The sequence below is a fragment of the Fredinandcohnia onubensis genome (genome assembly GCF_002734285.1).
Classification (GTDB): domain Bacteria; phylum Bacillota; class Bacilli; order Bacillales; family Bacillaceae_L; genus Ferdinandcohnia; species Ferdinandcohnia onubensis_A.
Window position 1 is genome coordinate 1 of record NZ_NSEA01000002.1, and the last position, 25,522, is coordinate 25,522.

Annotated in this window: 23 protein-coding genes, 1 pseudogene and 1 riboswitch; of the genes and pseudogenes, 8 read left to right on the plus strand and 16 right to left on the minus strand. The window is 37.7% G+C overall.

Annotation, left to right across the window (positions count from 1 at the left end):
* Positions 1 to 595 precede the first annotated feature (595 nt).
* Positions 596 to 2,329, minus strand: coding sequence for an ABC transporter ATP-binding protein (locus tag CKJ95_RS00805; protein WP_099351519.1), 1,734 nt, complete (start codon positions 2,327 to 2,329; stop codon positions 596 to 598).
* 374 nt (positions 2,330 to 2,703) lie between these two features.
* On the opposite strand from CKJ95_RS00805, the gene CKJ95_RS00810 reads away from it, so the two are divergent.
* From CKJ95_RS00810 to CKJ95_RS00820, 3 genes are all read left to right on the plus strand, one after another.
* On the plus strand, positions 2,704 to 3,561 hold the full coding sequence (locus CKJ95_RS00810; RefSeq protein WP_099351520.1) for a manganese catalase family protein: 858 nt from the start codon (positions 2,704 to 2,706) through the stop codon (positions 3,559 to 3,561).
* A gap of 305 nt (positions 3,562 to 3,866) precedes the next feature.
* Positions 3,867 to 5,600, plus strand: a complete 1,734-nt coding sequence (locus CKJ95_RS00815) for an ABC transporter ATP-binding protein (protein ID WP_180271382.1) — start codon at positions 3,867 to 3,869, stop codon at positions 5,598 to 5,600.
* A complete protein-coding gene (locus CKJ95_RS00820) occupies positions 5,597 to 7,729 on the plus strand; it encodes an ABC transporter ATP-binding protein (protein ID WP_099351522.1) in 2,133 nt (710 codons plus the stop codon). Before CKJ95_RS00815 ends, CKJ95_RS00820 begins: the two co-directional genes overlap by 4 nt.
* A 17-nt stretch (positions 7,730 to 7,746) precedes the next feature.
* On the opposite strand, the gene CKJ95_RS00825 is transcribed toward CKJ95_RS00820, so the two are convergent.
* Positions 7,747 to 8,637 (minus strand): helix-turn-helix domain-containing protein, encoded by an 891-nt coding sequence (locus tag CKJ95_RS00825; RefSeq protein ID WP_099351523.1) that lies wholly within the window; start codon positions 8,635 to 8,637, stop codon positions 7,747 to 7,749.
* A 161-nt stretch (positions 8,638 to 8,798) separates the two neighbouring features.
* Here CKJ95_RS00825 and CKJ95_RS00830 point away from each other — a divergent pair, with 161 nt between their 5' ends.
* Positions 8,799 to 9,266, plus strand: a complete 468-nt coding sequence (locus tag CKJ95_RS00830) for a hypothetical protein (RefSeq protein WP_099351524.1) — start codon at positions 8,799 to 8,801, stop codon at positions 9,264 to 9,266.
* 52 nt (positions 9,267 to 9,318) lie between these two features.
* On the opposite strand, the gene CKJ95_RS00835 is transcribed toward CKJ95_RS00830, so the two are convergent.
* The 7 genes from CKJ95_RS00835 to CKJ95_RS00865 all read right to left on the minus strand — a co-directional run bounded on the left by CKJ95_RS00835 (position 9,319) and on the right by CKJ95_RS00865 (position 15,434).
* Complete coding sequence (locus tag CKJ95_RS00835; RefSeq protein ID WP_099351525.1) at positions 9,319 to 10,227, minus strand: AEC family transporter; 909 nt, start codon at positions 10,225 to 10,227, stop codon at positions 9,319 to 9,321.
* Positions 10,228 to 10,427: 200 nt separating this feature from the next.
* Positions 10,428 to 11,351 (minus strand): sensor histidine kinase, encoded by a 924-nt coding sequence (locus CKJ95_RS00840; RefSeq protein ID WP_099351526.1) that lies wholly within the window; start codon positions 11,349 to 11,351, stop codon positions 10,428 to 10,430.
* A gap of 18 nt (positions 11,352 to 11,369) precedes the next feature.
* Positions 11,370 to 12,041, minus strand: a complete 672-nt coding sequence (locus CKJ95_RS00845) for a response regulator transcription factor (RefSeq protein WP_099351527.1) — start codon at positions 12,039 to 12,041, stop codon at positions 11,370 to 11,372.
* A 10-nt stretch (positions 12,042 to 12,051) separates the two neighbouring features.
* Positions 12,052 to 12,831, minus strand: coding sequence for an ABC transporter permease (locus CKJ95_RS00850; protein WP_099351528.1), 780 nt, complete (start codon positions 12,829 to 12,831; stop codon positions 12,052 to 12,054).
* The gene (locus tag CKJ95_RS00855; RefSeq protein ID WP_218962736.1) at positions 12,824 to 13,741 is read right to left on the minus strand and encodes an ATP-binding cassette domain-containing protein; all 918 of its coding nucleotides are present in this window, start codon (positions 13,739 to 13,741) and stop codon (positions 12,824 to 12,826) included. Before CKJ95_RS00855 ends, CKJ95_RS00850 begins: the two co-directional genes overlap by 8 nt.
* 521 nt (positions 13,742 to 14,262) lie before the next feature.
* A complete protein-coding gene (locus CKJ95_RS00860) occupies positions 14,263 to 14,814 on the minus strand; it encodes a hypothetical protein (RefSeq protein ID WP_099351530.1) in 552 nt (183 codons plus the stop codon).
* A 170-nt stretch (positions 14,815 to 14,984) separates the two neighbouring features.
* Complete coding sequence (locus CKJ95_RS00865; protein ID WP_099351531.1) at positions 14,985 to 15,434, minus strand: Rrf2 family transcriptional regulator; 450 nt, start codon at positions 15,432 to 15,434, stop codon at positions 14,985 to 14,987.
* Positions 15,435 to 15,577: 143 nt separating this feature from the next.
* Between CKJ95_RS00865 and CKJ95_RS00870 the strand changes: the two genes are divergently transcribed.
* A complete protein-coding gene (locus CKJ95_RS00870) occupies positions 15,578 to 16,213 on the plus strand; it encodes an NAD(P)-dependent oxidoreductase (protein ID WP_099351532.1) in 636 nt (211 codons plus the stop codon).
* A gap of 332 nt (positions 16,214 to 16,545) precedes the next feature.
* Positions 16,546 to 16,649: riboswitch (SAM riboswitch) on the plus strand.
* Positions 16,650 to 16,731: 82 nt separating this feature from the next.
* Positions 16,732 to 16,929 (plus strand): Fur-regulated basic protein FbpA, encoded by a 198-nt coding sequence (locus CKJ95_RS00875; protein ID WP_257215692.1) that lies wholly within the window; start codon positions 16,732 to 16,734, stop codon positions 16,927 to 16,929.
* Between the two features lie 96 nt (positions 16,930 to 17,025).
* On the opposite strand, the pseudogene CKJ95_RS00880 reads toward CKJ95_RS00875, so the two are convergent.
* The 7 genes and pseudogenes from CKJ95_RS00880 to CKJ95_RS00910 all read right to left on the minus strand — a co-directional run.
* A pseudogene (locus CKJ95_RS00880) lies at positions 17,026 to 17,235 on the minus strand (SDR family NAD(P)-dependent oxidoreductase); the annotation flags it as partial.
* A gap of 15 nt (positions 17,236 to 17,250) precedes the next feature.
* The gene (locus CKJ95_RS00885) at positions 17,251 to 18,063 is read right to left on the minus strand and encodes a pentapeptide repeat-containing protein (protein ID WP_099351533.1); all 813 of its coding nucleotides are present in this window, start codon (positions 18,061 to 18,063) and stop codon (positions 17,251 to 17,253) included.
* A 96-nt stretch (positions 18,064 to 18,159) separates the two neighbouring features.
* Positions 18,160 to 18,777, minus strand: coding sequence for a nitrite reductase (locus tag CKJ95_RS00890; protein ID WP_099351534.1), 618 nt, complete (start codon positions 18,775 to 18,777; stop codon positions 18,160 to 18,162).
* Positions 18,778 to 18,939: 162 nt separating this feature from the next.
* On the minus strand, positions 18,940 to 20,445 hold the full coding sequence (locus tag CKJ95_RS00895; RefSeq protein WP_099351535.1) for a YcdB/YcdC domain-containing protein: 1,506 nt from the start codon (positions 20,443 to 20,445) through the stop codon (positions 18,940 to 18,942).
* Positions 20,446 to 20,516: 71 nt separating this feature from the next.
* Complete coding sequence (copZ, locus tag CKJ95_RS00900; protein WP_099351536.1) at positions 20,517 to 20,726, minus strand: copper chaperone CopZ; 210 nt, start codon at positions 20,724 to 20,726, stop codon at positions 20,517 to 20,519.
* A gap of 89 nt (positions 20,727 to 20,815) precedes the next feature.
* Positions 20,816 to 23,212: a heavy metal translocating P-type ATPase gene (locus CKJ95_RS00905; protein WP_099351537.1), complete on the minus strand. Its 2,397-nt coding sequence runs from the start codon at positions 23,210 to 23,212 to the stop codon at positions 20,816 to 20,818.
* Between the two features lie 13 nt (positions 23,213 to 23,225).
* Complete coding sequence (locus tag CKJ95_RS00910) at positions 23,226 to 23,528, minus strand: metal-sensing transcriptional repressor (protein ID WP_099351538.1); 303 nt, start codon at positions 23,526 to 23,528, stop codon at positions 23,226 to 23,228.
* Between the two features lie 349 nt (positions 23,529 to 23,877).
* Between CKJ95_RS00910 and CKJ95_RS00915 the strand changes: the two genes are divergently transcribed.
* Complete coding sequence (locus tag CKJ95_RS00915; protein ID WP_099351539.1) at positions 23,878 to 24,201, plus strand: thermonuclease family protein; 324 nt, start codon at positions 23,878 to 23,880, stop codon at positions 24,199 to 24,201.
* 90 nt (positions 24,202 to 24,291) lie between these two features.
* A complete protein-coding gene (locus CKJ95_RS00920) occupies positions 24,292 to 25,503 on the plus strand; it encodes a NupC/NupG family nucleoside CNT transporter (RefSeq protein WP_099351540.1) in 1,212 nt (403 codons plus the stop codon).
* Positions 25,504 to 25,522: the final 19 nt, after the last annotated feature.

Below are 25,522 nucleotides of genomic sequence, written 5' to 3' on the forward strand. Positions count from 1 at the left end.
TATTGTGTTCAGTTTTCAAAGAACTTATTTAACCGTCGCTCAAAAGCGACTTTATTAATATATCATGTTTCATCGTATTAAGTCAACACTTTTTTTAAAGTGTTAATTTCATAGATTCGAAGAACATAAAATTATATTAACATAATAAATTAAACAAATCAAGTTAGAAATATGTCGTTTTATTTATTTGTATCGAAACGACAAAATTAATATTATCATTTTAATCAACTCCTATCAACAACCAATTTATTACAAATATAATCACATATAATTATTTGGATATAATACCTACATATAAATAAATGCATCTCTATTTTATATTCGACCTCAACCATTCTACTTATGTAATTGTTTCAGATGTAGAATCAATATGTTTAATCACCTTTTGTAGATTAAACAATATGTATTCCTTTAATATTTCCTTTATGTAAAGAGAAATTAATCTACTTGGAGATTTGTTCCCATCATGATTGCTAACAAATGGTTAGAAAAGCCACCATTGACGTCAAATTGAAGAGACTTAGCAAAGAAAAAATAGACGAAAGGGACAAGTACTGTGTCCCAACTGGGTCAACGGACCTGTCCCTACGTCCCACTATGTCAACTGCTGTTCTGCAAAACTTCTATAAAGTTCGTGCCCTTCAGTCATTTCCTGATGTGTCCCTTTACCTGTGACTGTTCCCTTTTCAATAAAAATGATTTGATCGGCGTCCACGATGGTTGACAATCGATGAGCAATCACAAAGGTGGTGCGACCTTCCATGAGTCGCGATAATGCTTCTTGAACAATACTCTCGGATTGGCTATCTAGGCTTGCCGTTGCCTCGTCCATCATTAGAATTTTTGGATCCCGTAAAAAGGCTCGGGCAATCGCAATCCGCTGCCTCTGACCACCGGATAGTTTCACACCGCGCTCGCCTACTTCGGTATTTAATCCATGTGAAAAAGCACGAATGAATTCATCCGCATAAGCCATTTTTGCCACTTCCCATAAGCGGTCATCTGATATCTGATCTGCATTTTTTAAACCATAGCATAAATTTTCACGAATGGTTCCCGCCATCATCGCACTTTCCTGTGAGACATAACCGATTTGACTTCGCCATGATTCTAGTGATAACTCGTGAATAGGTATGTCACCTATTCGAATTTCACCAGTTGTTGGCTCATAATATCGTTCCAGCAAGCCAAACATCGTCGTTTTTCCGCTACCACTTGGTCCTGCAAATGCAATCATTTGGCCTGGCTTTGCCACAAAGGATACATCTTGAATAACTGGCTCCTCATCACTATAGGCAAATGATACATGTTCAACATATATCGGTAAATTCGAAATATCAAGGTCTTTTCCTTGCTGACCTTCTTCCAATGGAAGGTCAATGATATCAATAATCCGTTCTGTTGCACCTTTTGCTTTTTGCAGTTGCGTGAAAAACATCGCAAATGATGTAATCGGAAAAATAATTTGAAATAAATAAAGAAGGAATGCAACAAGTGATCCTGTTGTCATTGATCCGTTAGAAACACGGATTCCTCCATACCCAATAATGATTACAATTACAATCATGACGATGGTGTACATAATCGGACCGATTAGCGCGAAAATCTTCGCCTCTCTTAATCCATATGTAAGTAGGTTACGAACACCGTTGACTCCTTTTTCCTCTTCAAAGCCTTCAGCAGTTGAAGACTTCATTAATCGAATCTCACTAATCGTTTGTTGTATTTTTCCAGAAAATGTGGCGGTTTCATCCTGCAAGCCTCGTGAGATTTTCGCCATCTTACTTCCAAGTGGCATCATGATGACCATCGTAAGCGGAACGGAAACGAGCATGAGAAGTGTCATTTTCCAATCCATAATTAACAAAATGATGATGGCCCCAATGATTGAAATAACACCAGTGATAAATTGCGGGAAATGCTGTGAAATTAAATCCTTTACTATTCCAGTGTCATTGACAACTCGGCTAACCGACTCCCCACTTTGTTGCTTATCGAAATAACTGACCGGTAACCGGATGAGCTTTTCCCACATTTTCTCACGCAACCGTGCTACAATCCGTTGACCAACTGCAGCAAGCATATAAGTTGATACTCCATCAATCACCGCTTGTAAAAGGAACACGGCTGCAATAATCGCGATTAGAGTACCATTAATCGATATCCCGGAAAATCCATCCACGAGCTCTCGCGTTAATAACGGAATCGAAAGCCCCACAAATGTTGTAATAATACTCCCAACTAAACCAAGAGTCAGCGCTGCCTTCGGAATATTCGTCGACAAAATCAAACGAAAAAACGGCCTCAACCCATTATCCTCTTTCTTCATACCTATTTACTCCTTCCTGGAACAATGCACACCCGTCATGAGCAGATAGCTCCTGGGACAGAGGGACAGGTCCATCGTCCCATCCTACATTAATCCAAACATAGCACTCCTTTACCTACGAATCAAACGAGATAAAGTTACAATACTTGAACAGATATTTTGTATCGTTCATTCAATCCATTTCAATTTTATGAGAGTACCTCTCACCAAGAACATCTGCGCCCTAGCGCTCCACACTATGTATTGAACACGGATAAACACCCATTTTTTCTAATATAAACACCTAATTGTTACGGCTTCATATTCTAGTTAACATAGGCATTTTATACAGAGTCCTATGATTCTTTGATTTTAAATATGGAGGTTGACAAACGATGTTCTATCATATTAAAGAATTACAGTACCGAGCGAAACCAGATCGTCCGGATGCGCTTTTTGCAAAACAACTTCAAGAGGTCCTAGGTGGGCAATTTGGCGAAATTTCTGTTGCTCTACAATACTTATTCCAAGGATGGAATGTACGAGGTGCAGATGGTAAATATAAAGATTTACTTATGGACACAGGCGCTGAGGAGCTTGCCCACATCGAAATGTTAGCAACAATGATTGCTAGGTTACTTGATGGCGCTCCGGTTGGTGACCAGGAAATTGCTGCACAAGATCCTGTGATTGGAGCAATTCTAGGTGGTATGAACCCACAACACGCAATCGTATCAGGGCTTGGGGCAATGCCGGCTGATAGTGTAGGAAATCGTTGGACAGCTGACTACATTATCGCGAGCGGTAACCTGTTAGCTGACTTCCGAGCAAATTTGAACGCTGAATCTCAAGGTCGCTTACAAGTTGTTCGTTTGTATGAATCAACAACTGACCGTGGTGTAAAGGATATGCTTTCATGGTTAATTGCAAGAGACACGATGCATCAAAATCAGTGGATAGCTGCTATTTATGAACTTGAATCAAAAGAAAATATTGTCGTACCAAGTACATTCCCACGTGAATTGGAAAAACGTGAAGTTTCTCATGTCCTATTCAATTTCTCTCGTGGAAACGAAAGTGCTACAGGTAGATGGGCAAATGGTCCGAGTATGGATGGCGAAGGTGTATTTAAATATGTAGAAAACCCTCAACCATTAGCCAAAGCACCAAAACTACGCCCAGCACCACCATACATTCACGATACATTACCTGCCGTATTACACAACGGCTTAATACCACCAAACATGTGCTAATTTTTTCACAAGTTTTCGTGTCCCACAAACTGGGACACGGGACCTGTCCCTGCGACCCACATGCAACCAGCATGCGACCCAAACCCACGACCCACATGCGTACCACACTTGTTCACCCCAACCAACACGTGACAGACGTGCTCCCTTCCATAGCAAGATAGTCCATGTAAGTTGATAGGGAAATCCATGTTACCTTTGTAAGTAATGCGGTAATCTTACTTTACGACATTTTTTAGAAGGTGATGGATTTGAATGTGAAACCTATTTTTCGTGAGCATTTGATTCAAAATAGATGGGGATATATAATGGGTACCATTTTGGTTACGATTTCCCTCATATTGCAACTTGTTGTACCGATGTTACTTGAAGTCTTCACAGATGGTCTACAAACCTTTTCTACAAACAGCGATGAACTAATCCAGATTGCCCTTTGGATGGTAATAGTAGGTATTGGTGTATTCGCCTTCAGGTCTACAGGCAGAATTTATATTTTTCGTTTATCAAGACTGTTAGAACGTAATATTCGTGAACGGTTATTTTCTCATTGGGAGACTCTGCAAACAGAGTATTATCAAAAGCAACGGATTGGAAACTTAATGGCACATGCTGTTAATGATGTAAATGTCTTAAGGCAAATTGGTATGCAAGGTGTATTCCAAACATTAGAAGCCGCCGTACTTATTACAGTGACAGTCATCATGATGGCGACGACCATTGATTTGTATTTAACATTGTTAGTCCTTTTACCACTCCCTGGTTTAACCTACTTGGCCTATCGATTTCGCATAAAAATTAGAATGCACTCAAATCTTGTCCAAGAAGCCATTGGCAGCTTAACGAGCCGAGTCCAGGAGTATTGCTCCGGAATCAGAATCATTAAAACATATGTCCAAGAAAAATCTGAATTAAAAAAATTTGAACAGGACAATCAAACCAATGTAGAGGCAAATCAACAATTAATTCGGTCCAACTCCCTTTTCAACTCACTTAGTCAAGGAATCGTTGGGCTCAGCTACCTTACCTCGATTGTGTTTGGTTCCATTTTAGTTATGCAAAACACCATTTCACTTGGTGAATTTGTCGCCTTTAATACGTATTTATCACTTTTAGTTGGTCCTATTGAAAATTTAGGTAAAGTTATTAATCTACTTCAACAGGGATCCGCGGCCGATTTACGCTTAAGAGATGTACTTTCTACAAAACCTTCTATTAAAGACGAAGACGGAATTGTAAACATCCCATCGATTCAAGGCGACATTACGATTAAAGGGCTATCTTTTTCGTATCAAAATAAACAAGGTCATGCACTTTCTTCCATTGATTTACACATACCAAAAGGCACAACCTTAGCTATTGTTGGAAAAATCGGTAGCGGCAAATCAACCCTTGTTAATCTACTTCTACGAATCTACAATCCACCTCGAAAAACCATCTATATCGACCATACAGATATTCGGGATATACCGCTTAAAATGCTGCGACGATCAATCGGGTTTGTTCCACAAGATCATTTTCTTTTTTCCACATCCATCAAGGAAAATATCGGATTTGATCCAAAGGGATATAAAGATCACCAAGTGGGACTTGCTGCAAAACAAGCCCATGTTTATCACGATATTAAAGAGTTGCCACAAGGATTTGAAACGACTTTAGGGGAACGCGGCTTGTCATTATCAGGAGGCCAACGACAACGGGTTAGCATTGCTCGCGCCTTGGTGAAAGAAGCACCTATCATGATTTTTGATGATAGCTTGTCTGCTGTTGATTCGAAAACAGAAAAAAATATTTTACACACACTCAAAACGAAGATGAAAGAGACCACAACAATCCTAATTAGCCACCGAATTTCCACGATTCAGCACGCTGACCAGATCATTGTACTTGACCAAGGAAAAATTATTGAGAGAGGGACACATCAGACCCTTTTAAAAAACAATGGGGTGTATAAAAAAATGCATAACCAGCAGTTGACCGGACTAAATGTACATCCCGCCGACTCAAATGGGAAACCGATTGCGATTAAGAGGAGGAATCGATGATCGAAAAGAATGAAACAAACCAACTCAAAAAATATAGTGATCAACAATTATTACGAAACATTCTTGCGTTTGCAAAACCGTATTGGAAGCTCTTTGTATTCTCTCTCCTTTTGACAACCTTGATTGTTATCGCAAGTCTGGCCCAGCCCTATCTAATTAAAGTCGCGATTGACAATCATATTAATGGAATCTATGCACCCATGGTTTATGTCGAACAATCCGAAAAAGACCAAGCATTACATATACTCGAAGAACAAGGTATAAAAGGGAAAGAAGTTACGTCTTTTGAGGGTTATACGTATTTTCGTGTAACAGAATCTGGAGATGAGCTACCTGCTGGTGTGCAAAAAGCAAGCATTGTTTCAATCGATGGAACACACTACCTCATCCATGGTTGGAATAATGGATTAAAGAATCCAAATAACTATGAGATTATAAACGATCGAATTACCATTAACGACAGTGCCTACCCTGTTATTTCCTTGCAAGGAGAGGTGGAGCAATTATTTCGCAGCCAGGACTACACAGGAATGATTTGGCTTGGTGTGCTTTATTTTGTGTTGATTATTGGTTCATCCGTCCTTACGTATTATCAAAATAACTCCTTACAATTTACAGGTCAATCCGTCATTTACGATATCCGGCAAACGATTATGAAGCACTTGTCTCGTATGCAGGTTTCATTTTATGATAAAAATCCAATTGGTCGACTTGTCACAAGAATTACACATGATGTTGAAGCATTGAACCAACTTTATTCTCAAGTCATTGTAAATCTCATACGTGAAATCTTATTGCTACTCGGGATTATCGTAATTATGTTACAAATGAGCGTTAAGCTTACATTGATTAGTTTTACAGTGATTCCGTTCATCGCCCTACTTACGTTTTATTTTAAAAAGGTTATTCGAAACGCGCAAAGATACGTTCGTTATGTCTTGAGTAAATTAAATGCCTATTTAGCTGAGAATCTGTCAGGAATGAGTATCATTCAAATTTTTGTTCGTGAGGAAAAGCAATTAGAGCAATTTAATGAATTGAATCAAGAACATTATCGGGCCGGGATGCGTCAAACTGTATTAAATTCGATTTTTAATCCTTCCATTGGCTTCTTTGGTAATATTTCGATGGCATTACTCATTTGGTATGGAGGCAGAAATGTATTAGACGGTGCCATTACGTTTGGCGTGGTGTATGCGTTCACCCACTATGTACGGCAATTTTTCGAACCATTACGAGGTCTTGCCGACAGGTTTAATCAAATTCAAGCAGCTCTAGCATCTGCAGAACGGATATTTGATACATTGGAGACAAAGCCCACGATTGTGAATAATGTAGACCCTATTAAGCTTCCAAACAAGGTGAACGGAAAAATTGAGTTTAAGAATGTATGGTTTGCCTACCAGTCAGAAGATTGGGTGTTAAAAGATATCAGTTTCACCATCGCTTCTGGAGAAACCATCGGTATTGTTGGCGCAACAGGTGCAGGGAAAAGCTCTATTATACAATTAATCAATCGTTTTTATGATATTCAAAAAGGAAGTATCACATTAGATGGGGTATCAATAAAGGATGTTGAAATAAGTGAGTTGCGAAAGCATGTGGGGATTATCCAACAGGACAGTTTTGTATTTTCAGGAACTGTATTTGATAATATTCGCCTAAATAATAAAACAATCGGTGATGAAGAAATAAGAAAAGCAGCCAAATCCGTTGGGATTGACCCCTTCTTTAAAAACCTACCACAACAATACGAAACTTTACTTGGAGAACAAGGAACGGTGTTATCAACTGGACAACGACAGCTTCTCTCCTTTTTACGAGCGATGATGGCAAATCCTGACGTCTTAATTTTAGATGAAGCTACTGCCAATATTGATACAGAAACTGAAATCGTTGTACAGGATACCCTAAAACGAATTTCGAAAAACCGAACAACGATTATCATAGCGCACCGCCTCTCCACCATTCAGCATGCAGATAATATCATTGTTTTAGATAAAGGAAGAATTATAGAAACGGGCACCCACGCCCGCCTTCTTCAACAAAAAGGCGCATATTATCGCTTATGTATGAGCCAAAACAAGCAACAAATGTCTAAAAAACAAAAAACAAAACTGTATCACTAATAGGTGAATGACTACCATTATTTCCGTTTTTCATCAGAAATATGGTAGTCATTTTTCGTTGAGCTTACAAATGTCTTGTGGTTATCACTAAATTGAGTCGGTGAAACACCTACGATTCTTTTAAAAATGCGACTAAAATATAATTCATCCTGATACCCGACACTTTGGCTGATCTCTTTAATTCGAAAATCGGAAATCGCCAATAGTTCTTTTGCTCGGTCAATTCGAACATGGGTTAAGTAATCGATCGGGCTATAGCCCACATATTCTTTGAATAGACGTGCATAATGACTCGTACTCAAACCAGCCATCTTAGCTAATTCCGAAAGATTCATATGTTCATGATAATGATTCACAATATAATCGATAGTGGTATCGATGGCCATTGTCGAGTTTCCTGTAATCTTTTGCGAGCGAAAGTCCTGAATAATCATCAGCAATAATTCTTGAAAATGCAATCTTCGCTGCATCGCCACTGCGGGTCCTCTGCGTTTGGAAAGTTGATGGATTTGATCTAACACATGAATCATATTTCCCGTATTTGTAATTGGAAACACTCCTTGTAAAGGAAAGGATGTTGCTTCGGGACGTTCAAAAATCCAATGCCCTTTTTCCTCAAAAGCTATTGCATATGTAAAGCGAACGAAATAAAATTCAAGTGGGTTTGATGAGGATGTCTTTTTTTCACAGATCATCCCCGGCCTAAAAATAACTAGTTTACCAGGTTTCAACTTATACTTTGTACCGTCCATAGTTACTTCACCACTTCCTTTTGTAATAAACCAAATGGAATGGTGTGGCTGCTCTCGGAACGGCTTATACCAGTCAGGCTTACATCTCTTGTAACCGGACAGTAATAATGAAAAGACAAGCTGATTTAAATGCTTCGCTATTTTACCCGTATTCACGCAAACACCACCTCACAAAAGAATCCCCATATCCTATTCACCAACATTTATAAATATTCCAATGAGACATAGGTCCCTTATCCTAAATGGCCAACAAACCTTGGCTTCCTAGACACCATTTCCAAAACCATTCCATACATTGTAGTAAATGGGGTGATAATGTGAAACGTTGGTTGAAGTTCTTTATTTTAATTTACCTCTCAGTTTTATTTTTTGGCAGTTTTTTAGCAATAGGTGTACTGTGGGTTGGTGCACTTGATGAGACACTCCACATCCAAGAAAACATTAAAATGTTCCTATATTATTTCTTTGCCGGAGCTATTGGCGGTTCACTTCGGCATCTGTATATGTTCTGTTCCCATTATATGAACGATAGTTTAATTGATCCTCGTCATTGGGTCATGTATATTTTCTTCCCCCTCTTTGCGACGGGAACAGCAGTCATCGCTGTCACACTCATTCAAAGTGGGATTTTAATGATTGATTTCACCGACAATATTGATGGTCCATTCGCACAGGTCAGTGTCGCCTTCTTTGTCGGATTTGGCTTTAACCGATTTCTCAATAAACTCAATGAGATCTCAACAGGTTTGTTTGATATGAGAAAACAAGATCAAAAAAAGGGATGAGTTTCTCAGTCCCTTTCAGATATAAAAAGTGGTCCGGAAACGGACCACTTTGTTAGATTAGATTGGCAAATACATATAAAATTACGATACTCACCAAGATTGTAATATTCGTAACCGTTGCAATTAACCGAATGCTTTCATTACTGTACTTGAATTCAACCGCAAATGGGATGACTGATGAAGCAACCGGAAGCAGCAAACCAATTAATACTGTGTATCGAAACATATCCTCGTATGGAAGCAGAAAGAACAAGGTGACTCCAATCAGCAAGCCCACTCCATATCTGAACGTTAAAAATTTCAACATCGGCTTCAAAAATTGCTTCTCAAATTTAAAATTTAAATAAAGCCCCAAAAGTAATAAGCTCAGTGGCATATTAGCTTGTGAAATGGTACTTGCCACATTAATGACCATTTCCGGTAATTTAATATGACTTAAATTTAAAGTACTTGCAATCAAATACGTCATCAAGGGAATAGATTTCGTAAGTTTTTTTACAATCGAAATCGGTTTGAGACTTAAGCCTTCTTCAGAAAAATAGCTACCTAAAATATAGCTAATACCAAAGACAATTAAGGATGTTCCCACATCAAATATACTAAAATACGTCAATCCATCGATTCCCCAAATTGCAAAAACAAGTGGAAACGCAAATAAACCAACATTAAAACCGGACGACATCATCAAAAACGAACCCTTTAGCTCTCTTTTCTCATTTTTATAAATAACCATGCCCAGGACAGATATGATGATTCCATAAATAAGAACAATAATCGGAATTAAAATAAGGTTCAGCTCAATTTCAACCGTATCAAACGTCACAAGCACTAACGCAGGTAGCGTAATTTTAAAAATAATCTTGGAAATCGTCTCTCCATCCTTCTCCTGCAAAATCCCAATGCGCTTCAACACATACCCCAGCGCAATAATCACAACAATATACAAAAACTCCTCATTCATAAAACACTACTCCTCTGTCAGACAAAAGTTGCTTGCTGGGTCAGAGGGACAGGTCCCGTGTCCCACCAAAAATTCCCATTTACTATATCAATCTATCTTTCAATTCTAATCAAAAGTTCAACAGAATGATAGATGCAAAAAAGTATATACAAAAAATCGAGAGTCTGCAAAGTATATTTGCAAAACTCTCGATTTCTTATTTATTTCGACTCAGCATAGACCTGTCCCAAATTGATTGGAAATTGAATGTTAAGGATAAACCAAGTTGCATTGAGTTCTGCTTCCATCTTTCCATTCATTTTTTCAACTAACTTTTTAGATAAATAAAGCCCCAACCCGCTTGCTTCTGTATTTGTTCGACTCGTAACTTCCGTATAAAATCGGGTAAAAACTTTTTCAACAGCAACTTTGCTATCGGGTTTGACGTCATTTTTCACGCTAAAGATTAGATAGTTGCCCTCGTTCCTATAGCTAATTATCGCTTTACTTTTAGCATAACGAAGGATGTTTTGAACGATATTTTGAATAACTCGAATGAGCATTAATTTATCAGCAATAATTTGTCTATCATTTATGTGTTCAGGAAATTGGAGTTCGATGTTTTTTTCCTCGAGTTGTTCATAAAAGGACAAAAAGATTTCTTCAACTAAGTTAGAGAGAATAATTGATGATAACTCTATTTCTCTTTGGTTCGTTTCAATTCGCGCCAAATCATAAAATTGATCGGTCATATCTATCAGTCGTTTAACAGATTGTTCGATAATCTTTAAATAGTGCGCCCTTTTTGTTTCATCCGTTGTCGTATGTAGGAGTTCAACATAACCCTTGATCGACGTAAGTGGTGTCCGTAAATCATGAGAGAGCCCAGCAATCGATAACTTCACATTCTCTTCCATCTGCTTTGCCTGGAGGTTTTTTTCTTCAAATGTATCAATTAATTGATTCCATTCATCGATTACATCCATCAATGTCTTCTCGCGAAAATCAAGTGAAAGCCTTCCCCCAAAGCCAGTACGGGTCGGTAAGTCCTTAATCTCATGTTTTAATTTACGGAGTTCTCGTTTTAAGAAGTAAATATAAAGAAGAAGCGCTAATGCAAGTGTGACAAATATCCATCCCCACATACCATTCACGCTCCTTCCTTAATCAAACTTAAAGCCTATTCCCCAAACCGTTTTAATATAGACTGTACCCTCACAGTTGAGTTTGTTTCGTAAATTACTGATATGCATGTTAATCGTTTTTTCACTATCAAAAAATGGTTCATTCCATACACTTTCATAGATATTAGCACGACTGAACACCTTTTGAGGATTCTCTAGAAATAGGAGAAGAATTGCGTATTCGCGACCAGTCAAATGAAGCTGTTGGCCGTTGACTTCAACTTCACGAGTATCTATATTCACACTGATATTTTTATAATGAATTTCTTTCATTTGACTTACTGAAGAACTTGCTGCATGACGCAATTGAATGTGAATCCGTGCAAGAAGTTCCTTCACATCAAAAGGTTTTATGATGTAATCATCTGCCCCATTTGTTAAAAGTTGCAATTTCGAATCCTGATCATTTTTTGCCGAAATCACAATTACGGGAACAGTAGAGTTTTTTCGGATCTGCTGAAGAAAATCTTCACCAATCATCCCTGGAAGCATCAAATCTAAAAGAACTAAATCGACCTGATTTTGTTCAAATAACAATTTCCCTTCAGTCCCTGAGAATGCGCTGAGTGTTTGAAAATCGTGTAACTCCAATGCTTCTTTAATAAGCGAGTGAATCGCCATATCGTCCTCAATAATTAAAATTGTTCCCATTTTGATCGACCTACTTAATATCAGTTCGGTTAAAAAATAGAATTCCTAAACCTGATGTTAACACAATTGTAATGATACTTACCAATACCATCTCAGGATATCTCGCAATATCAACCGGACTAGCGAAGTCTGAATAAAACAAGAATGATTCCGTAAACCAGAATGTGACCTGCTTAAAATGTTCGGTTTGTTGGAAAATCCCCGCACCAAAACCCGTCCCAATCGTATATATAAAACTCCAAACAAGGGAGATAGCACTATTCTTGGTTAAAAAGCTAATCGCTACATAGATTGAAACATTTGCTAAAATTAATAAATAAAGGGTGCTAAAGGCTTTGAAAGCAAAGCTAAAATAATCACTAATACCTGCAAATTCTCCAAAACCAAATACTACTGAAAAACTTATCATACCAATTGCAGTCAGTAAAATGACACTAAATAAAGTTAGGAGTGCGGCTGTCACAAATTTCGAGAGATAATAATGTGTGCGGCTACGCCCTAATGAAAGTGCATTTCGAATTGTTCCATTTTGAAATTCTTCTCCAACAAAAAAACTGACAAAAGCGCTTATGACAAGTAAAATGGTTAAAGCATTTTTCTCCATCATTAAAATACCTGTTGCTCCATTAATAACTGTATCAATGGCTTGAACAAGTTTTGTTCCATAATGCACGGCTATTCTGCTATTAATTGCTTGGTAGATAGGAAGTAACGAAAAAATACTTAAAACAATCCATAGTTTTTTACTTCGAAATAATTTAATTCTCTCTGCTGTTAAAAGATTAAGCATGAGTGTTTCCCCCTGTTAATTGTAAGAAATAATCTTCGAGTTTTTGTCTAGTTGTTCCAATTCGCGAAACGTCCACATCAGCTAACACTAACGAACGATTGATTGCAGCGACATTATCTAATTTTTCGTATATATTAATTTCAGAGCTATTTACTACCGCGTAATCCTTTATTCCTAATTCATCTAGTACGACAACTGCTTTTTGAATCTCAGTTGTTTCTATTTCGATGTATTGACGAGTTTCACGAGCCAGTTCTTCCTTTGAAAGTTCACTAATGATTTTTCCATTATGAAGAATACCGTAATGTGTAGCAATTTGCGAAAGCTCATCAAGTATGTGACTTGAAAGTAAAACAGTGATTCCCCTTTCTGTAACCAATCGTTGAATAATTTCACGCATTTCTACTATTCCTGATGGATCTAGACCGTTTATCGGCTCATCTAAAATTAAGAATTCAGGGTTTGTAATAAGTGTTGAGGCAATCGCTAAACGTTGGCGCATCCCTAACGAGAAGTTTTTCGTTTTCTTCTTACCAGTATGACTAAGGTTCATTAAGCGAAGTAAATCATCAATCTCTCGGTTGCTCACACCCCCGTTTGCTGCTTGTACTTTTAGATTCTCTCGGGCCGTTAATTCCGGATAAAGGGCTGGCGTTTCAATCGATTGACCCATTTTTCGACGCGCCTGTTGCAATCCCCTCGAACTTGTTTCCCCAAACAACTCGATGTTTCCCTCATCGATTTTGATTAATCCCATAACGATGCGCATGAAGGTTGATTTTCCAGCACCGTTCTCCCCGATTAAGCCGTAAATCATACCACGTTTGATTTCGATCGATACCTTATCCAGTGCTTTATGTTTACCAAATATTTTTGAAACATTGGTTGCTTTAAGAATCGTTTCTGACATCACTATCATCCTTTCGATGTTGTTACACTTAGCATAAGTAGTAGGTATAAATTAATAGACCAGAAAAGTATAAAGAAAGTGTAAAGAATGGTTTGTTCATTTTGCGTTTTAGTCGTATATGGTGTTTTCTGCTATGGCATTTTCTAATTTTATCCAAAAGTCCTAGTATATTTGCTGTTTATGTTATAACATTTTCCATATATGTCCAAAACCCTTGGTATATATGTTGTTTATGATGATTTTTTCCACTAATATCCAAAATCACTAGCATATATGAAGTTTTTGTAGTAACTTTTTCCACATATATCCAAAACCCTCGATATATATGTTGTTTATGTTATAACCTTTTCCACTAATATCCAAAAGTCCTAGCATATACGATGTATTTGTTGTTTCCTTTTCCATTTTTAACCAGAAGCCCTGTCAAATATAGTATTTTATTTGCAAAAAAAGAGCATCCATCCATTTTGGATCGACACCCTCATTAGTATTTTTTTAGTTTTGTAAAATGCCCCTTATTATTATGATTTCCCTTCAATCCCCATAATCTTCTCAAGGTTATCAAGTAAAAACTGCTTACCAATATCATTAAAAACCACTTGTTGATATTCTTTCTTGTTAAATTGTATGGTCACAGACTCTATTCCATATCCTTCTGATAGATCGTTCATGATTGTTCTTGTCTTACCGGTTTCCGTTGTGTCTTCACTGAGTATACCTAAGGCTTTTAATTTTTTATTAATCACTACTCCAGTTAACCTTTTGCTTTTATTTTCATCTAAGACTTCATTAACAGCATGTGCGAATTTATTAACACCTATTTTACCAGCCGGTAACACAATTCGACTTTTTTCATTTTGGGTAATTTTAAAGGATTTAGGTTTCTTTTTCTTAATTGGGGAAGTAGGTAGCTTTTCGATGTATTGAGTTAGGAAGAATAAAGGTCTTATGATACTGGGGTCATGTAGAAAACTTTCGTCACCGATTTTTTCTCCGGTAATTGGGTTCAATCCATTTGCTAATGCTTTGATTATATTCTTTGATTCTATTAAACTTTCATGATCATGGTTCACGATCTCACTCCTAATTAGTGATTTTAATTAGTCATCCTTTCTAATTTATTTTTTCAAGTACTTTATTTCGACAACTAAAGAAGATTTCCTCTAACAATTAAAATAAAGACAGGTTGCGTACACTTTCGGTATACGCTTCCTGTCCTTCTTCTTACATTAAAAAGTTCATCTCATCTGGGACGAACCTGTCCCTCTGTCCCATTGTCATTGATGCCATTTATGATGTCGTTTAGGGTTACGTTTGCTAAAATTTTTTCCATGGCGAATTGAGCCTGTGCAAATAAGGGTTCAATTGCATTTTGTATATTCCTACCGACGAGGCATTCTGGATTTGGGTTGTCATGAACGCTAAACAGCTCTCCTTCTCTTACCACATCAACAGCCTTATACACATCTAGCATTGTAATTTCTGCTGGCTTTCTGTTTAGTTTTGCACCAGCAACTCCTGGGTGTACTTCAATTAAGTTTGCTTTTTTAAGCATTCCCATAATTTTTCTAATAACTACTGGATTTGTATTCACACTTGATGCTAAAAATCCTGATGAACATTCCCCGTCTTTCGTTATCTCTATGAGGGAAAGTATATGAATTCCAACAGAAAATCGGCTACTGATGGACATCGATTGTCACCTTTCTTTCATTCCTAGTCATACGTTTATTATACCTTAAAAGTTGAATGTATTGACATCTACAACACATGTAACTATAATCATTACATGTAATCAATTAAATTACAAGTTAAACCACATAGGAGGAACAGATCATGAAAGTTGGAATTATTGGTGCAAGCGGTAAAGCAGGAAGCCTTATTTTAAACGAGGCTGTTGAAAGAGGACATGAAGTTACAGCAATCGTTAGAGATGCATCTAAGGTGCAAAACGTTCAGGTGTCTGTTATAGAAAAAAATGTATTAGATTTAAAATCAGCCGATGTTGAACATCTCGATGTAGTGGTCAATGCATTTGGTGCACCACTTGGTGAAGAACAAGCCCATGTAGTTGCTGGCCATGCATTAATTGAGGCTGTTAAAGGAACAGATACAAGAATCATTGTTGTGGGTGGTGCAGGAAGTCTTTATGTTGATGAGGCAAAAACTCTTCAACTCATCGACACTCCTGAATTTCCTGACTTTGTCAAACCAACAGGAAAAGGTCAAGCAAGAAACCTTCAAGAACTAAAAGAAACAGCAGATATCACTTGGACTTTTATCAGTCCTTCGGCATTTTTCGATCCAGAGGGAAAAAGAACTGGTGCCTATCAAACTGGTAAAGACAATTTACTAGTTAACTCTAAAGGTGAAAGCTACATTAGCTATGCTGACTTTGCCATTGCAGTAGTCGACGAAATCGAAAACCCAAAACATCTTAACCAAAGATTTACAGTCGTCGGCGAAGCTTAATAGGACACATGTCCACTGTCCCAGACGAATATGGTATTAATACTAGTAGGATTTCAATTTACAGAAGAAAATGAGGTCATTACGACAGAGGACCCTTCTGGTAATCAAATCAAGATCATAATATGGGATTGAGAGATAGATTAATTAACCTAAATAGGGTTAATGAACCTTGTCTCTTTTTTCCGTTTCAAAGTGATTTAATATTTTTCGTGATTACCCTCGTTATTTTACGAATTCATTACATTTTGCATCACACTTTAATTTCAAGTAGACATATCGGAATAATAAGTTTAAACTATATATAAGATGTTTCAGTTTTATAAAATTCATAAAACTTATCAAGAGAGGTGGAGGGGCTGGCCCTGTGAAACCTCAGCAACAGATTCTTTGAATACTGTGCTAAATCCTGCAAGCTAACAAGCTTGAAAGATAAGTGAGGTTATCCTAATCATAAAAAAAGCCTCTTCTTATCTTGTTATTGGGTCTTCTAAAAAGCCAATTACGAAAGGAGAGTTATGATGATGGCCTTATTAAAAGATGTTGAGAACCGTAAAAATGAAATCATTCGGAAACTAATTGAGTGTAATAAATATAAAAAGGATGGAAAACATCTATTTGAATTATCCCTGCCCGAATTAGAACATGAATACTTTAAAGTTCAATCCAAAGGACACCCTCATACTGGTTATGGTTCGATACGTTGGAAAAACTTTTAAATCATATTTATTAGGATCCCTCTAGGACCTATACTTGAAGGTTAATTATAAAATATGCAAAAAAGCTTGGATCACCATTTGTGACCCAAGCTTTTGCGCATACATGAATCCAGTGTTTTTCGTAAATCCAACAACCGCATGCTTAGAAGCTGTGTAAGCTGCACCCGCTCTTGCCCCTTGAAGTCCGCCTGCAGAAGCCACATTGATAATAACCCCAGCTTTTTTCTCTAAAAAGATTGGCAGTACTTTACGGGTTGCGCGCATCACACTCGTTGTATTAACCGCAAACACTCTATCCCATTTCTCGTGTCCCAAGCAAGTTTATTTTAGCCAATGAGTTGGTCTATTTAAAAATTTTGGGATTTTTGTATATACATTGCCTCTAGCAGAATTGATTTGAGACTGTGTTAGAAAAATAGCATCAATTAGGTTCGCATGACTTAGGTCTGCATCCCTAAGGTCTGCACCAATAAAGTCAGCTTTTCTTAAATCAGCATGGCTCAGATTAGCTGCTATTAGTAGAGTTCCTCGAAAGTTAGCCCCCTGTAAATCAGCGCCTTTTAGATTGGCTCCTACGAAATCGAGACCCTTCCTTTTTTGTTTCTCTTTATTTTTTTCAGTTAAATCTTTTCGGTACAATTCACTAGATTCCAGCAAAAATTCATTCACCTTACTTCGATGAGAGACAATGTCAATTTGTAAAATTTCTTCAGGCGTTCTCTCCGTTAATTGTAACGTTTCGTTGTACAGGTTTTGCAGACCTGAATGAAACGACTGAGTTTCCCTTAAATTTAATGCTTGATTGAGATACCAAAGCATTTCATGAAGTTGTTGCACAAGGGGGAAAACCTCAAACATTTCGCTGGCTCGTTCTGAATTCTCTCTCCAATCATGCCCTTTATAAATCGTCTGTGAGACATGTTGACCAGCTCCAAAACACTCATAAGAAACACATCCACGAAACCCTTTTTCCCTTAATCCCTCATGAATCTTGCATCGATTGTCTGAACATAAATTGCGACATGGCTCTCCACCGTCTTTATTAAAGGGAAAATCTGATGATTTACCATAAGGTAGGGCTACACAACATAATCCAAAACATTGAGTACAATCTGACTTTAAATAATCATTCATTCACAACACTTCCATATTTCCTAAATATATTCCAAGTATAAATGAAAGAACATTCTTTTTATACAGTTAATTAGCAGAGGTACACTGTGCCTTATTTTAGCTAATAAGTTGGTCTATCCCTATTCGCTTAACAAATTTATAAAATTGCTCCCGCTTTTTACCTTTTTCTGCATATGTAGAAATGATTTTATCGATAGAATCATAAAGTTCCTCTGGTGTAAGGTTCTCCTTCAGCAAGGTACCAACCTCAGCATCCTTTCCTTTCGCTTTCCCACCAACATATAAATCATATTGGTCTCTCATTTTCATAATTCCGATATCGTTAACAAGCGGCTCACCGCAACCAACCGGGCACCCCGTATACGCCACCTTAAGCGTAAATGGGACAGGCTTCCCAGCAATACGTCGATTGATCTCTTTTGCAACCGGCATGCCTTCTTCCTCTTCCCCTTTGCAAAAATTGCACGTTCTTAAACTCTTAACGAAATTTCCGACTGGATAACAAGTTAACCCCTCCCGCTCGAATTCCTCAATGATTTCTTCCTTTTGATTTTCGGGGATTTCGATGTAGAGCTGTTGAAATGTCGTCAATTCTAGCTCCTCATCATCATTCATATATTTAGAAATAGCCACAAGTTGCTTTGCATTCAGTTTTGCACCAAATCCAATGCCTCCATTTATGGCAATCTTAATTTTTTTCACATCGTCTCCCATCATAAACACACCCCTATTTAATACACCCGGTAGGTATATATCACTTTATATTTATAGACTATATGTATTCCTAGTTTACTATACCCCCCTAATGTATGTAAACTTTTTTTAACACTGAACAAACCAAATCAAAAGCAGCCCCTAGGGACTGCTTTACAAAAATCACTTAATAAACGTCGCGTCACCCACATCCACATACATCGCTTCCCCACTAATTGCGTCAATCGCACGGACGTGGCCTACTGTATCTGGAAAGTCTGCTACATAGGCAAGGGTATAAATAGACTTTCCGTCTTCATCATACTCACGAATAAACATTCGTTCCATTTTCAAATGCCTTTTATAAATTTCTTTTGCCTCATTAACTGAAATAATAGGTTTGGTCGGTAGATTGCTATATTGATCCAGGGATGGAACGTCCAAGTTGAAATGAGTTATTTTTCCTGTATATCTTCCAACCTCGATTACTGTCACATGATTAACAACTCGCAGCCCCTGATGGAATAAGTGAACATAGAAGGTGTAGGTTTCCTCAACTTCAACGTACTCCTCTTCCCAATCTTCGAACTCCTCATCAAACAATTCGGCTTCATTTAAATCTTCTTCAAGCTCAAATGCTGCTTCTTCCTCAAACTCTTCAATATCATCCTCAAACTCATCATCGAATTCATCGTTTTCCGTTTCAAAGATTTCGAGTCTAAATCGTTCATGTGCATCAGGAAACTGTTTAAACAACAAACTCATTGCCAGTTCTTGCGCATTTTCTAAGCCAATTTCTTCCCCATTATTATCATGTTCTTCTCCATTTTTAACTTGTAAAAGGCACACTGTTTTCTCATCAAAACAAAGTCTTATCACATGATTGGACTCTTCTTCCATATCAAAAGAATACGAATCTAGAGATTCTTGCTTGGTCCAAACTTCAATCCGTTTCCCATCCTCTACCTGCATATCTAAAACTGTATAATCAGATGTTAGACCGACTAGTTCGTATACATCCTGGATAGGGGAATCACGTTTTACTATGGTCAAATCGGTTGGATATTCTTCTCTTATACTTGGAGAATCTGAACCATCAACAGGAATCTCCATGATTTGCTCAATCACACTGTAAGAAAGGTGGTAATTGTTATCTCCGTTTTTATAAACTTCATGATCGAATTGTTGAATATTTAACTCGAAGTCTAGTCCTTCGATGTATTTTTCCAAAGCTTCCTCTTCAGATACAACGATATCAGAATAACGAATCTCATAGTCTTCATCTGTACTGTAAAAACTCATGATTTGACCTGAGGTCGAAATCGTTATTGTAAAACCAGTGCTATGTATAAACAAACCATATTTCTCATCTCTTTTTTCATATGTCACCATATAGGGATTATCTAAATCTAGGATTCCCGAAAACTCGTATTCTTGCTGCCCTGGGAAAAAGGTGTCAACGAATTTTTTCGCAACCGCCGTTAATTCTTCTTTCTTAAGCTTCCCCTCAGGTGCATCATCCACTAACGAGTAGCTTACTAACTCTCCCTTTTCATTCAGTGAATAGCTCCCGATGACTTCATCTGAACTTGCATCAAAAATATCAAAAATTTCGTCTTCATACTCCGATACTTCATCATACGCTCTTACTGGCAAAAATGTCTGCAACTTCTCCATTATTTTGTTCATGATACCCCTCCTCTGCACCAAAAAGGGAGTTCATGTCTAACCACGAACTCCCATACTGGTGTAATGTAATTTTATGATACAACATCATAGCCTTCTTCTTCAATTGCTTCTTTCATTGCATCTACGCTTACTTTAGATTCATCGTAAGTAACATCTACTTTACCTGTTTCTAAGTGAACTTCAGCAACTGATACGCCATTTAAGTTTTTCAATGCTCCTTCGACTGCTGCTTTGCAGTGACCACATGACATGCCTTGTACGTCTAATGTTTTCTTTTCCATGATGTTTTCACCTCCTTAAATGGAAGAGTGTCTAGTACTATCCTAATCGGCTCGAGACAAAAATCGTCTGCTGAAGCCAAGCACTATTCTTATAATTTCACTCGTTTTAAACGAAGTGAGTTTGAAACAACACTTACTGAGCTCAGTGCCATTGCAGCACCGGCAATCCATGGTGCAAGTAATCCAATCGCAGCGACCGGAATACCAGCAACATTGTATCCGAAAGCCCAGAATAGGTTTTGACGGATATTTTTAATCGTTTCGTGACTAATTTTAATGGCTTTCGGAATCAGCAATAGCTCCCCGCCAAGAATTGTTAAGTCAGCTGCTTCGATTGCAACTTCTGTACCTGTGCCAATGGCAATCCCGATATCTGCTGTGACAAGAGCAGGTGCATCATTTACACCATCCCCAACCATGGCAACCTTTTTACCTTTAGCCTGAAGCTCTTTCACTTTGTCTGCTTTTTCTTCAGGTAACACTTGTGCAATCACCTGGTCGATTCCAACTTGCTTAGAAATCGCTTGTGCAGTTCTTTCGTTATCACCCGTTAGCATGATGACCTCAATGCCCATTTCTTTTAATTGCTTAATCGCTTCTGGTGCTGTTTCCTTGATCGTATCAGCAACGGCAATCATTCCGCGATATTCGCCATCAATTGCAATTAACATGGCTGTTTTTCCTTGTGTTTCATATTGAACTAGTTGCTCTTCAGAACCAGTAGTTATAATGAGATGATCCATCATTAATTTTCGATTTCCGACAAGAATGTGTTTTCCAGAAATTCTTGCTTCGATACCATGGCCGGGTATGGCTCTAAAATCTTCGACCTCTAAAAACTCGATATCATTCTCTGTTGCATAGGCAACAATTGCCTCTGCAAGTGGATGCTCTGAACCTTTTTCCGCACTAGCTAATAGTTGAATTGCTTCATCGTCACCCGTAAAATCAGTAACTTCTGGTTTACCTTTTGTGATTGTTCCGGTTTTATCTAAAACAATCGCTTCAATTTGATGTGTACGTTCTAAGTGTTCTCCACCTTTGAATAAGATCCCGCTCTCAGCCGCTCTTCCTGTTCCAACCATAATGGATGTCGGAGTGGCAAGGCCTAAAGCACACGGACATGCAATCACGAGTACGGCAATCGCTGCGATTAATGCAGGCTCAAATCGACCTGGCTCCACAAAAGCAATCCAGATAACAAAGGTTAAAATTGCTATACCAATAACAATTGGAACGAAATAACCTGAGATCACATCAGCAAGACGTTGAATTGGCGCCTTTGAGCCTTGCGCTTCCTCCACAACTTTAATGATGGATGCAAGAGCTGTATCTTTCCCAACTTTTGTTGCTTCCATTTCAATAGCGCCATTTTTATTAATCGTAGATCCAATTAGTTTTGCACCTGGATCTTTTTCAATTGGAATCGATTCACCAGTAAGCATTGATTCATCAACAGACGTTCTTCCTTTAACCACGATACCGTCTACAGGTATTTTTTCACCTGGTTTTACAAGTACACGATCTCCAACAACAACGTCTTCAACTGGAATCATGACTTCTTTTCCATCCCGAATCACGCGCGCTTCTTTCGCCTGCAGATTTAACAATTCAGAAATCGCATTTGTTGTATGACTCTTTGCTCTTGCCTCTAAAAACTTACCGAATAAAATCAATGTAATTAAAACGGCACTCGTTTCAAAGTACAAATGTGGCATATAATGTGCGTTCCCAATTGTTTTGATTGCTTCATATAAACTGTAAAAATAAGCTGCACTTGTACCTAATGCGACAAGCACATCCATATTGGCTCCACCATTTCGAAGGTTCTTATAGGCACCCTCATAAAATTGCCAGCCGATAATAAATTGAACCGGTGTCGCTAATGCAAATTGAAACCATGGGTTCATAAAAATAGCCGGTACGTTCATTCCAAATAAATGAACAAGCATCGTTACTAACAACGGCGCTGAAAGCAGAGCCGAAATAATTAATTTCGTTTTTTTAGATTGAAGCTCTTTTTCTTTGTAGGTTTGTTTTTCCTCAGCTTCCGCCTTTGGTTTCGCGTCATACCCTAGCTTCTGTATCTTCTCAATCAGGTCTTTGACATCAATCATCCCTGGGTTGTATTCAATTGCGGCACTTTCAGTTGTTAAGTTGACCGTTGCCAGCTTAACACCCTGTTGTTTATTTAAAACCTTCTCAATCCGAGTAGAACAGGCCGCACATGTCATTCCAAAAACATCGAGTTCTGTTTTTTCCATGACAACGCCATATCCGATATGTTCAATTTTATTTGTAATATCCTCTATGGAGATCTTTTCCGGGTCATAATTAACAGTTGCTTTTTCCGTTGTTAAATTAACCTGCGCTTCCACCCCGTCCATTTTATTTAACTGTTTTTCAATACGGTTGGAACAGGCAGCACACGTCATTCCCGTTACACCAAGTGTTGTATGTTGCATTGCACGCTGAGCCTCACTCATCGTCTATACCCCCTTATTTCGAGAACTGTTTTAAAACAGTCATTAACTCATCAATCGCTTCTTGGCCTTCCCCATTCTTAATTGAATCACTAACACAATGTTTCATATGGCGTTCCGTGATTGTAAACCCAGTTTGCTTTAATGCAGATTGAATGGCACTTATTTGTACTAAAATATCTACACAATAACGATCCTCTTCAACCATTTTCTGAATACCACGAACCTGACCTTCGATTCGTTTTAAACGGTTAACAATCGCTTGCTTTTCATCTTTTGTTCTTGGTTGACTCGGGTGCTCATGTAAAAATTTATCCAAATCAATCACTTCCTTTTCTTTATACTCTTACTATACCCCCCTATAGTATTCAAGTCAATAAAAAAGATTGATAAAAAATAGTAAATAAACTTTTTAATTACCGTGAATAGGCATAGTAGGTTTAAATTATAAAAAAAAACAGGTTATGTAAGCCCATTAACAATAGGTAGTGAATTTATTAATTTTTTTCTTTATAACTAGAGTGTACGATACCCCCCTAATGTATGCAAAGGTATATTTTGTGACTTTTTATAAAAGACCATTTCTATATTGTCCGGTAAATTCAACCCTTGAAATTTCCGTGATCTTACATATGATTAATTAATAACATAGATAAGATAGCGGACCAATGCCATATGCAGAAGAAGCGCGTGACTATTTAAATGATTTAGTAGAAGGAAAAGAAATTGTTCTTGAGTTAGGTAAAGGTGATAGTCGTGATAAATACGACCGACTACTTGTCTATGGATTCTTGCCGACAGGTGAAAACATTCAAGAAACAATGTTAAAAGAAGGTCTTCTAACAGTAAGATATATTTATGAAGACAAAAAGTATCTCGATGATTATATTGCCGCGATGGAGAAAGCGAAAAATGCAAAAATCGGCGTATGGTCCATTCCTGGATTTGCAGGATATGATCAACCGTACAATTTAGATACTGTTACATACTAAAGATGATAGAGAAAATAGCCTATCCTTATACAAACATTAATTCGTATATTCTTTACCAAAGATGATAAATCTACCATTAGAGGTGATTTAATGAACATACTTTGGGGGATATTCGGAATCTTGGTTGTACTTGGGATAGGCTTATTATTATCACGTAACAGGAGTAATATTAATCCTCGAACAATTCTGATTGGATTACTAATTCAATTGAGTTTTGCTTTTATTGTTTTAAAATGGAATACAGGAAGAGCCGCACTTAAATGGGTTTCAATGAGGGTTCAGGATATTGTTAACTACGCTAATGAAGGAATTTCTTTTCTATTTGGATCGCTTTCAAATGCAGAGGAATTTGGTGTTATTTTTGCAATTCACGTGTTAACAATTATTATCTTCTTTTCTTCTTTAATCTCAATTCTCTATTATCTTGGGATTATGCAATGGTTCATCAAGATCATCGGAGGAGCATTATCTAAGTTACTCGGAACCTCGATGACTGAATCTATGTCTGCAGCTGCAAATATCTTCGTTGGCCAGACAGAAGCACCTTTGGTCATTCGTCCTTACTTAGCTAAAATGACTAACTCGGAACTCTTTGCTGTAATGACAGGTGGACTAGCTTCGGTTGCAGGTTCTGTCCTTGTAGGTTATGCCCTCTTAGGTGTCCCATTAGAATACCTTTTAGCTGCAAGTTTCATGGCTGCACCAGCTGGACTTATATTAGCAAAGATTATTATGCCTGAGACCGAGCATTCCAACATAAAGGATTATGAAATGCAAAAAGATTCTGATTCTACTAACGTAATCGATGCTGCAGCTCGAGGGGCAAGTGATGGTTTACAACTTGCTTTAAATGTTGGGGCCATGTTACTCGCCTTTATTGCACTCATTGCGTTAATAAACGGGATATTAAGTGGACTTGGAGGTATATTTGGGTATAACGCTTTAAGTCTTGAAAGCATCTTAGGAATCATTTTTTCACCGATTGCATTTGCCGTGGGTGTACCATGGTCAGAAGCAATCACTGCTGGGAGCTTTATAGGTCAAAAGCTTGTCTTAAATGAATTTGTGGCTTATTCTTCTTTTGCCCCTCGAATTCCTGAACTTACTGAAAAAACCGTCATCGTTGTCAGCTTTGCATTATGTGGTTTTGCAAATTTAAGTTCAATGGCCATTCTGCTTGGTGGATTAGGTGGACTAGCACCCTCACGACGCTCAGATATTGCAAAATTGGGATTACGAGCAGTTGCTGCTGGGATGCTTGCTTCCTTACTAAGTGCTGCGATTGCCGGGATGTTTATATAAACTATCAGAAAAAGGATAA

Excerpts from the sequence above, each read along its gene's own strand:
- CKJ95_RS00805 (WP_099351519.1), bottom strand. The coding sequence starts at position 2,329 with ATGAAGAAAGAGGATAATGGGTTGAGGCCGTTTTTTCGTTTGATTTTG.
- CKJ95_RS00810 (WP_099351520.1), top strand. The coding sequence starts at position 2,704 with ATGTTCTATCATATTAAAGAATTACAGTACCGAGCGAAACCAGATCGT.
- CKJ95_RS00815 (WP_180271382.1), top strand. The coding sequence starts at position 3,867 with ATGGGTACCATTTTGGTTACGATTTCCCTCATATTGCAACTTGTTGTA.
- CKJ95_RS00820 (WP_099351522.1), top strand. The coding sequence starts at position 5,597 with ATGATCGAAAAGAATGAAACAAACCAACTCAAAAAATATAGTGATCAA.
- CKJ95_RS00835 (WP_099351525.1), bottom strand. The coding sequence starts at position 10,227 with ATGAATGAGGAGTTTTTGTATATTGTTGTGATTATTGCGCTGGGGTAT.
- CKJ95_RS00840 (WP_099351526.1), bottom strand. The coding sequence starts at position 11,351 with ATGTGGGGATGGATATTTGTCACACTTGCATTAGCGCTTCTTCTTTAT.
- CKJ95_RS00845 (WP_099351527.1), bottom strand. The coding sequence starts at position 12,041 with ATGGGAACAATTTTAATTATTGAGGACGATATGGCGATTCACTCGCTT.
- CKJ95_RS00850 (WP_099351528.1), bottom strand. The coding sequence starts at position 12,831 with ATGCTTAATCTTTTAACAGCAGAGAGAATTAAATTATTTCGAAGTAAA.
- CKJ95_RS00855 (WP_218962736.1), bottom strand. The coding sequence starts at position 13,741 with ATGTCAGAAACGATTCTTAAAGCAACCAATGTTTCAAAAATATTTGGT.
- CKJ95_RS00865 (WP_099351531.1), bottom strand. The coding sequence starts at position 15,434 with ATGTCCATCAGTAGCCGATTTTCTGTTGGAATTCATATACTTTCCCTC.
- CKJ95_RS00870 (WP_099351532.1), top strand. The coding sequence starts at position 15,578 with ATGAAAGTTGGAATTATTGGTGCAAGCGGTAAAGCAGGAAGCCTTATT.
- CKJ95_RS00875 (WP_257215692.1), top strand. The coding sequence starts at position 16,732 with ATGATGGCCTTATTAAAAGATGTTGAGAACCGTAAAAATGAAATCATT.
- CKJ95_RS00885 (WP_099351533.1), bottom strand. The coding sequence starts at position 18,063 with ATGAATGATTATTTAAAGTCAGATTGTACTCAATGTTTTGGATTATGT.
- CKJ95_RS00890 (WP_099351534.1), bottom strand. The coding sequence starts at position 18,777 with ATGGGAGACGATGTGAAAAAAATTAAGATTGCCATAAATGGAGGCATT.
- CKJ95_RS00895 (WP_099351535.1), bottom strand. The coding sequence starts at position 20,445 with ATGAACAAAATAATGGAGAAGTTGCAGACATTTTTGCCAGTAAGAGCG.
- copZ (WP_099351536.1), bottom strand. The coding sequence starts at position 20,726 with ATGGAAAAGAAAACATTAGACGTACAAGGCATGTCATGTGGTCACTGC.
- CKJ95_RS00905 (WP_099351537.1), bottom strand. The coding sequence starts at position 23,212 with ATGAGTGAGGCTCAGCGTGCAATGCAACATACAACACTTGGTGTAACG.
- CKJ95_RS00915 (WP_099351539.1), top strand. The coding sequence starts at position 23,878 with ATGCCATATGCAGAAGAAGCGCGTGACTATTTAAATGATTTAGTAGAA.
- CKJ95_RS00920 (WP_099351540.1), top strand. The coding sequence starts at position 24,292 with ATGAACATACTTTGGGGGATATTCGGAATCTTGGTTGTACTTGGGATA.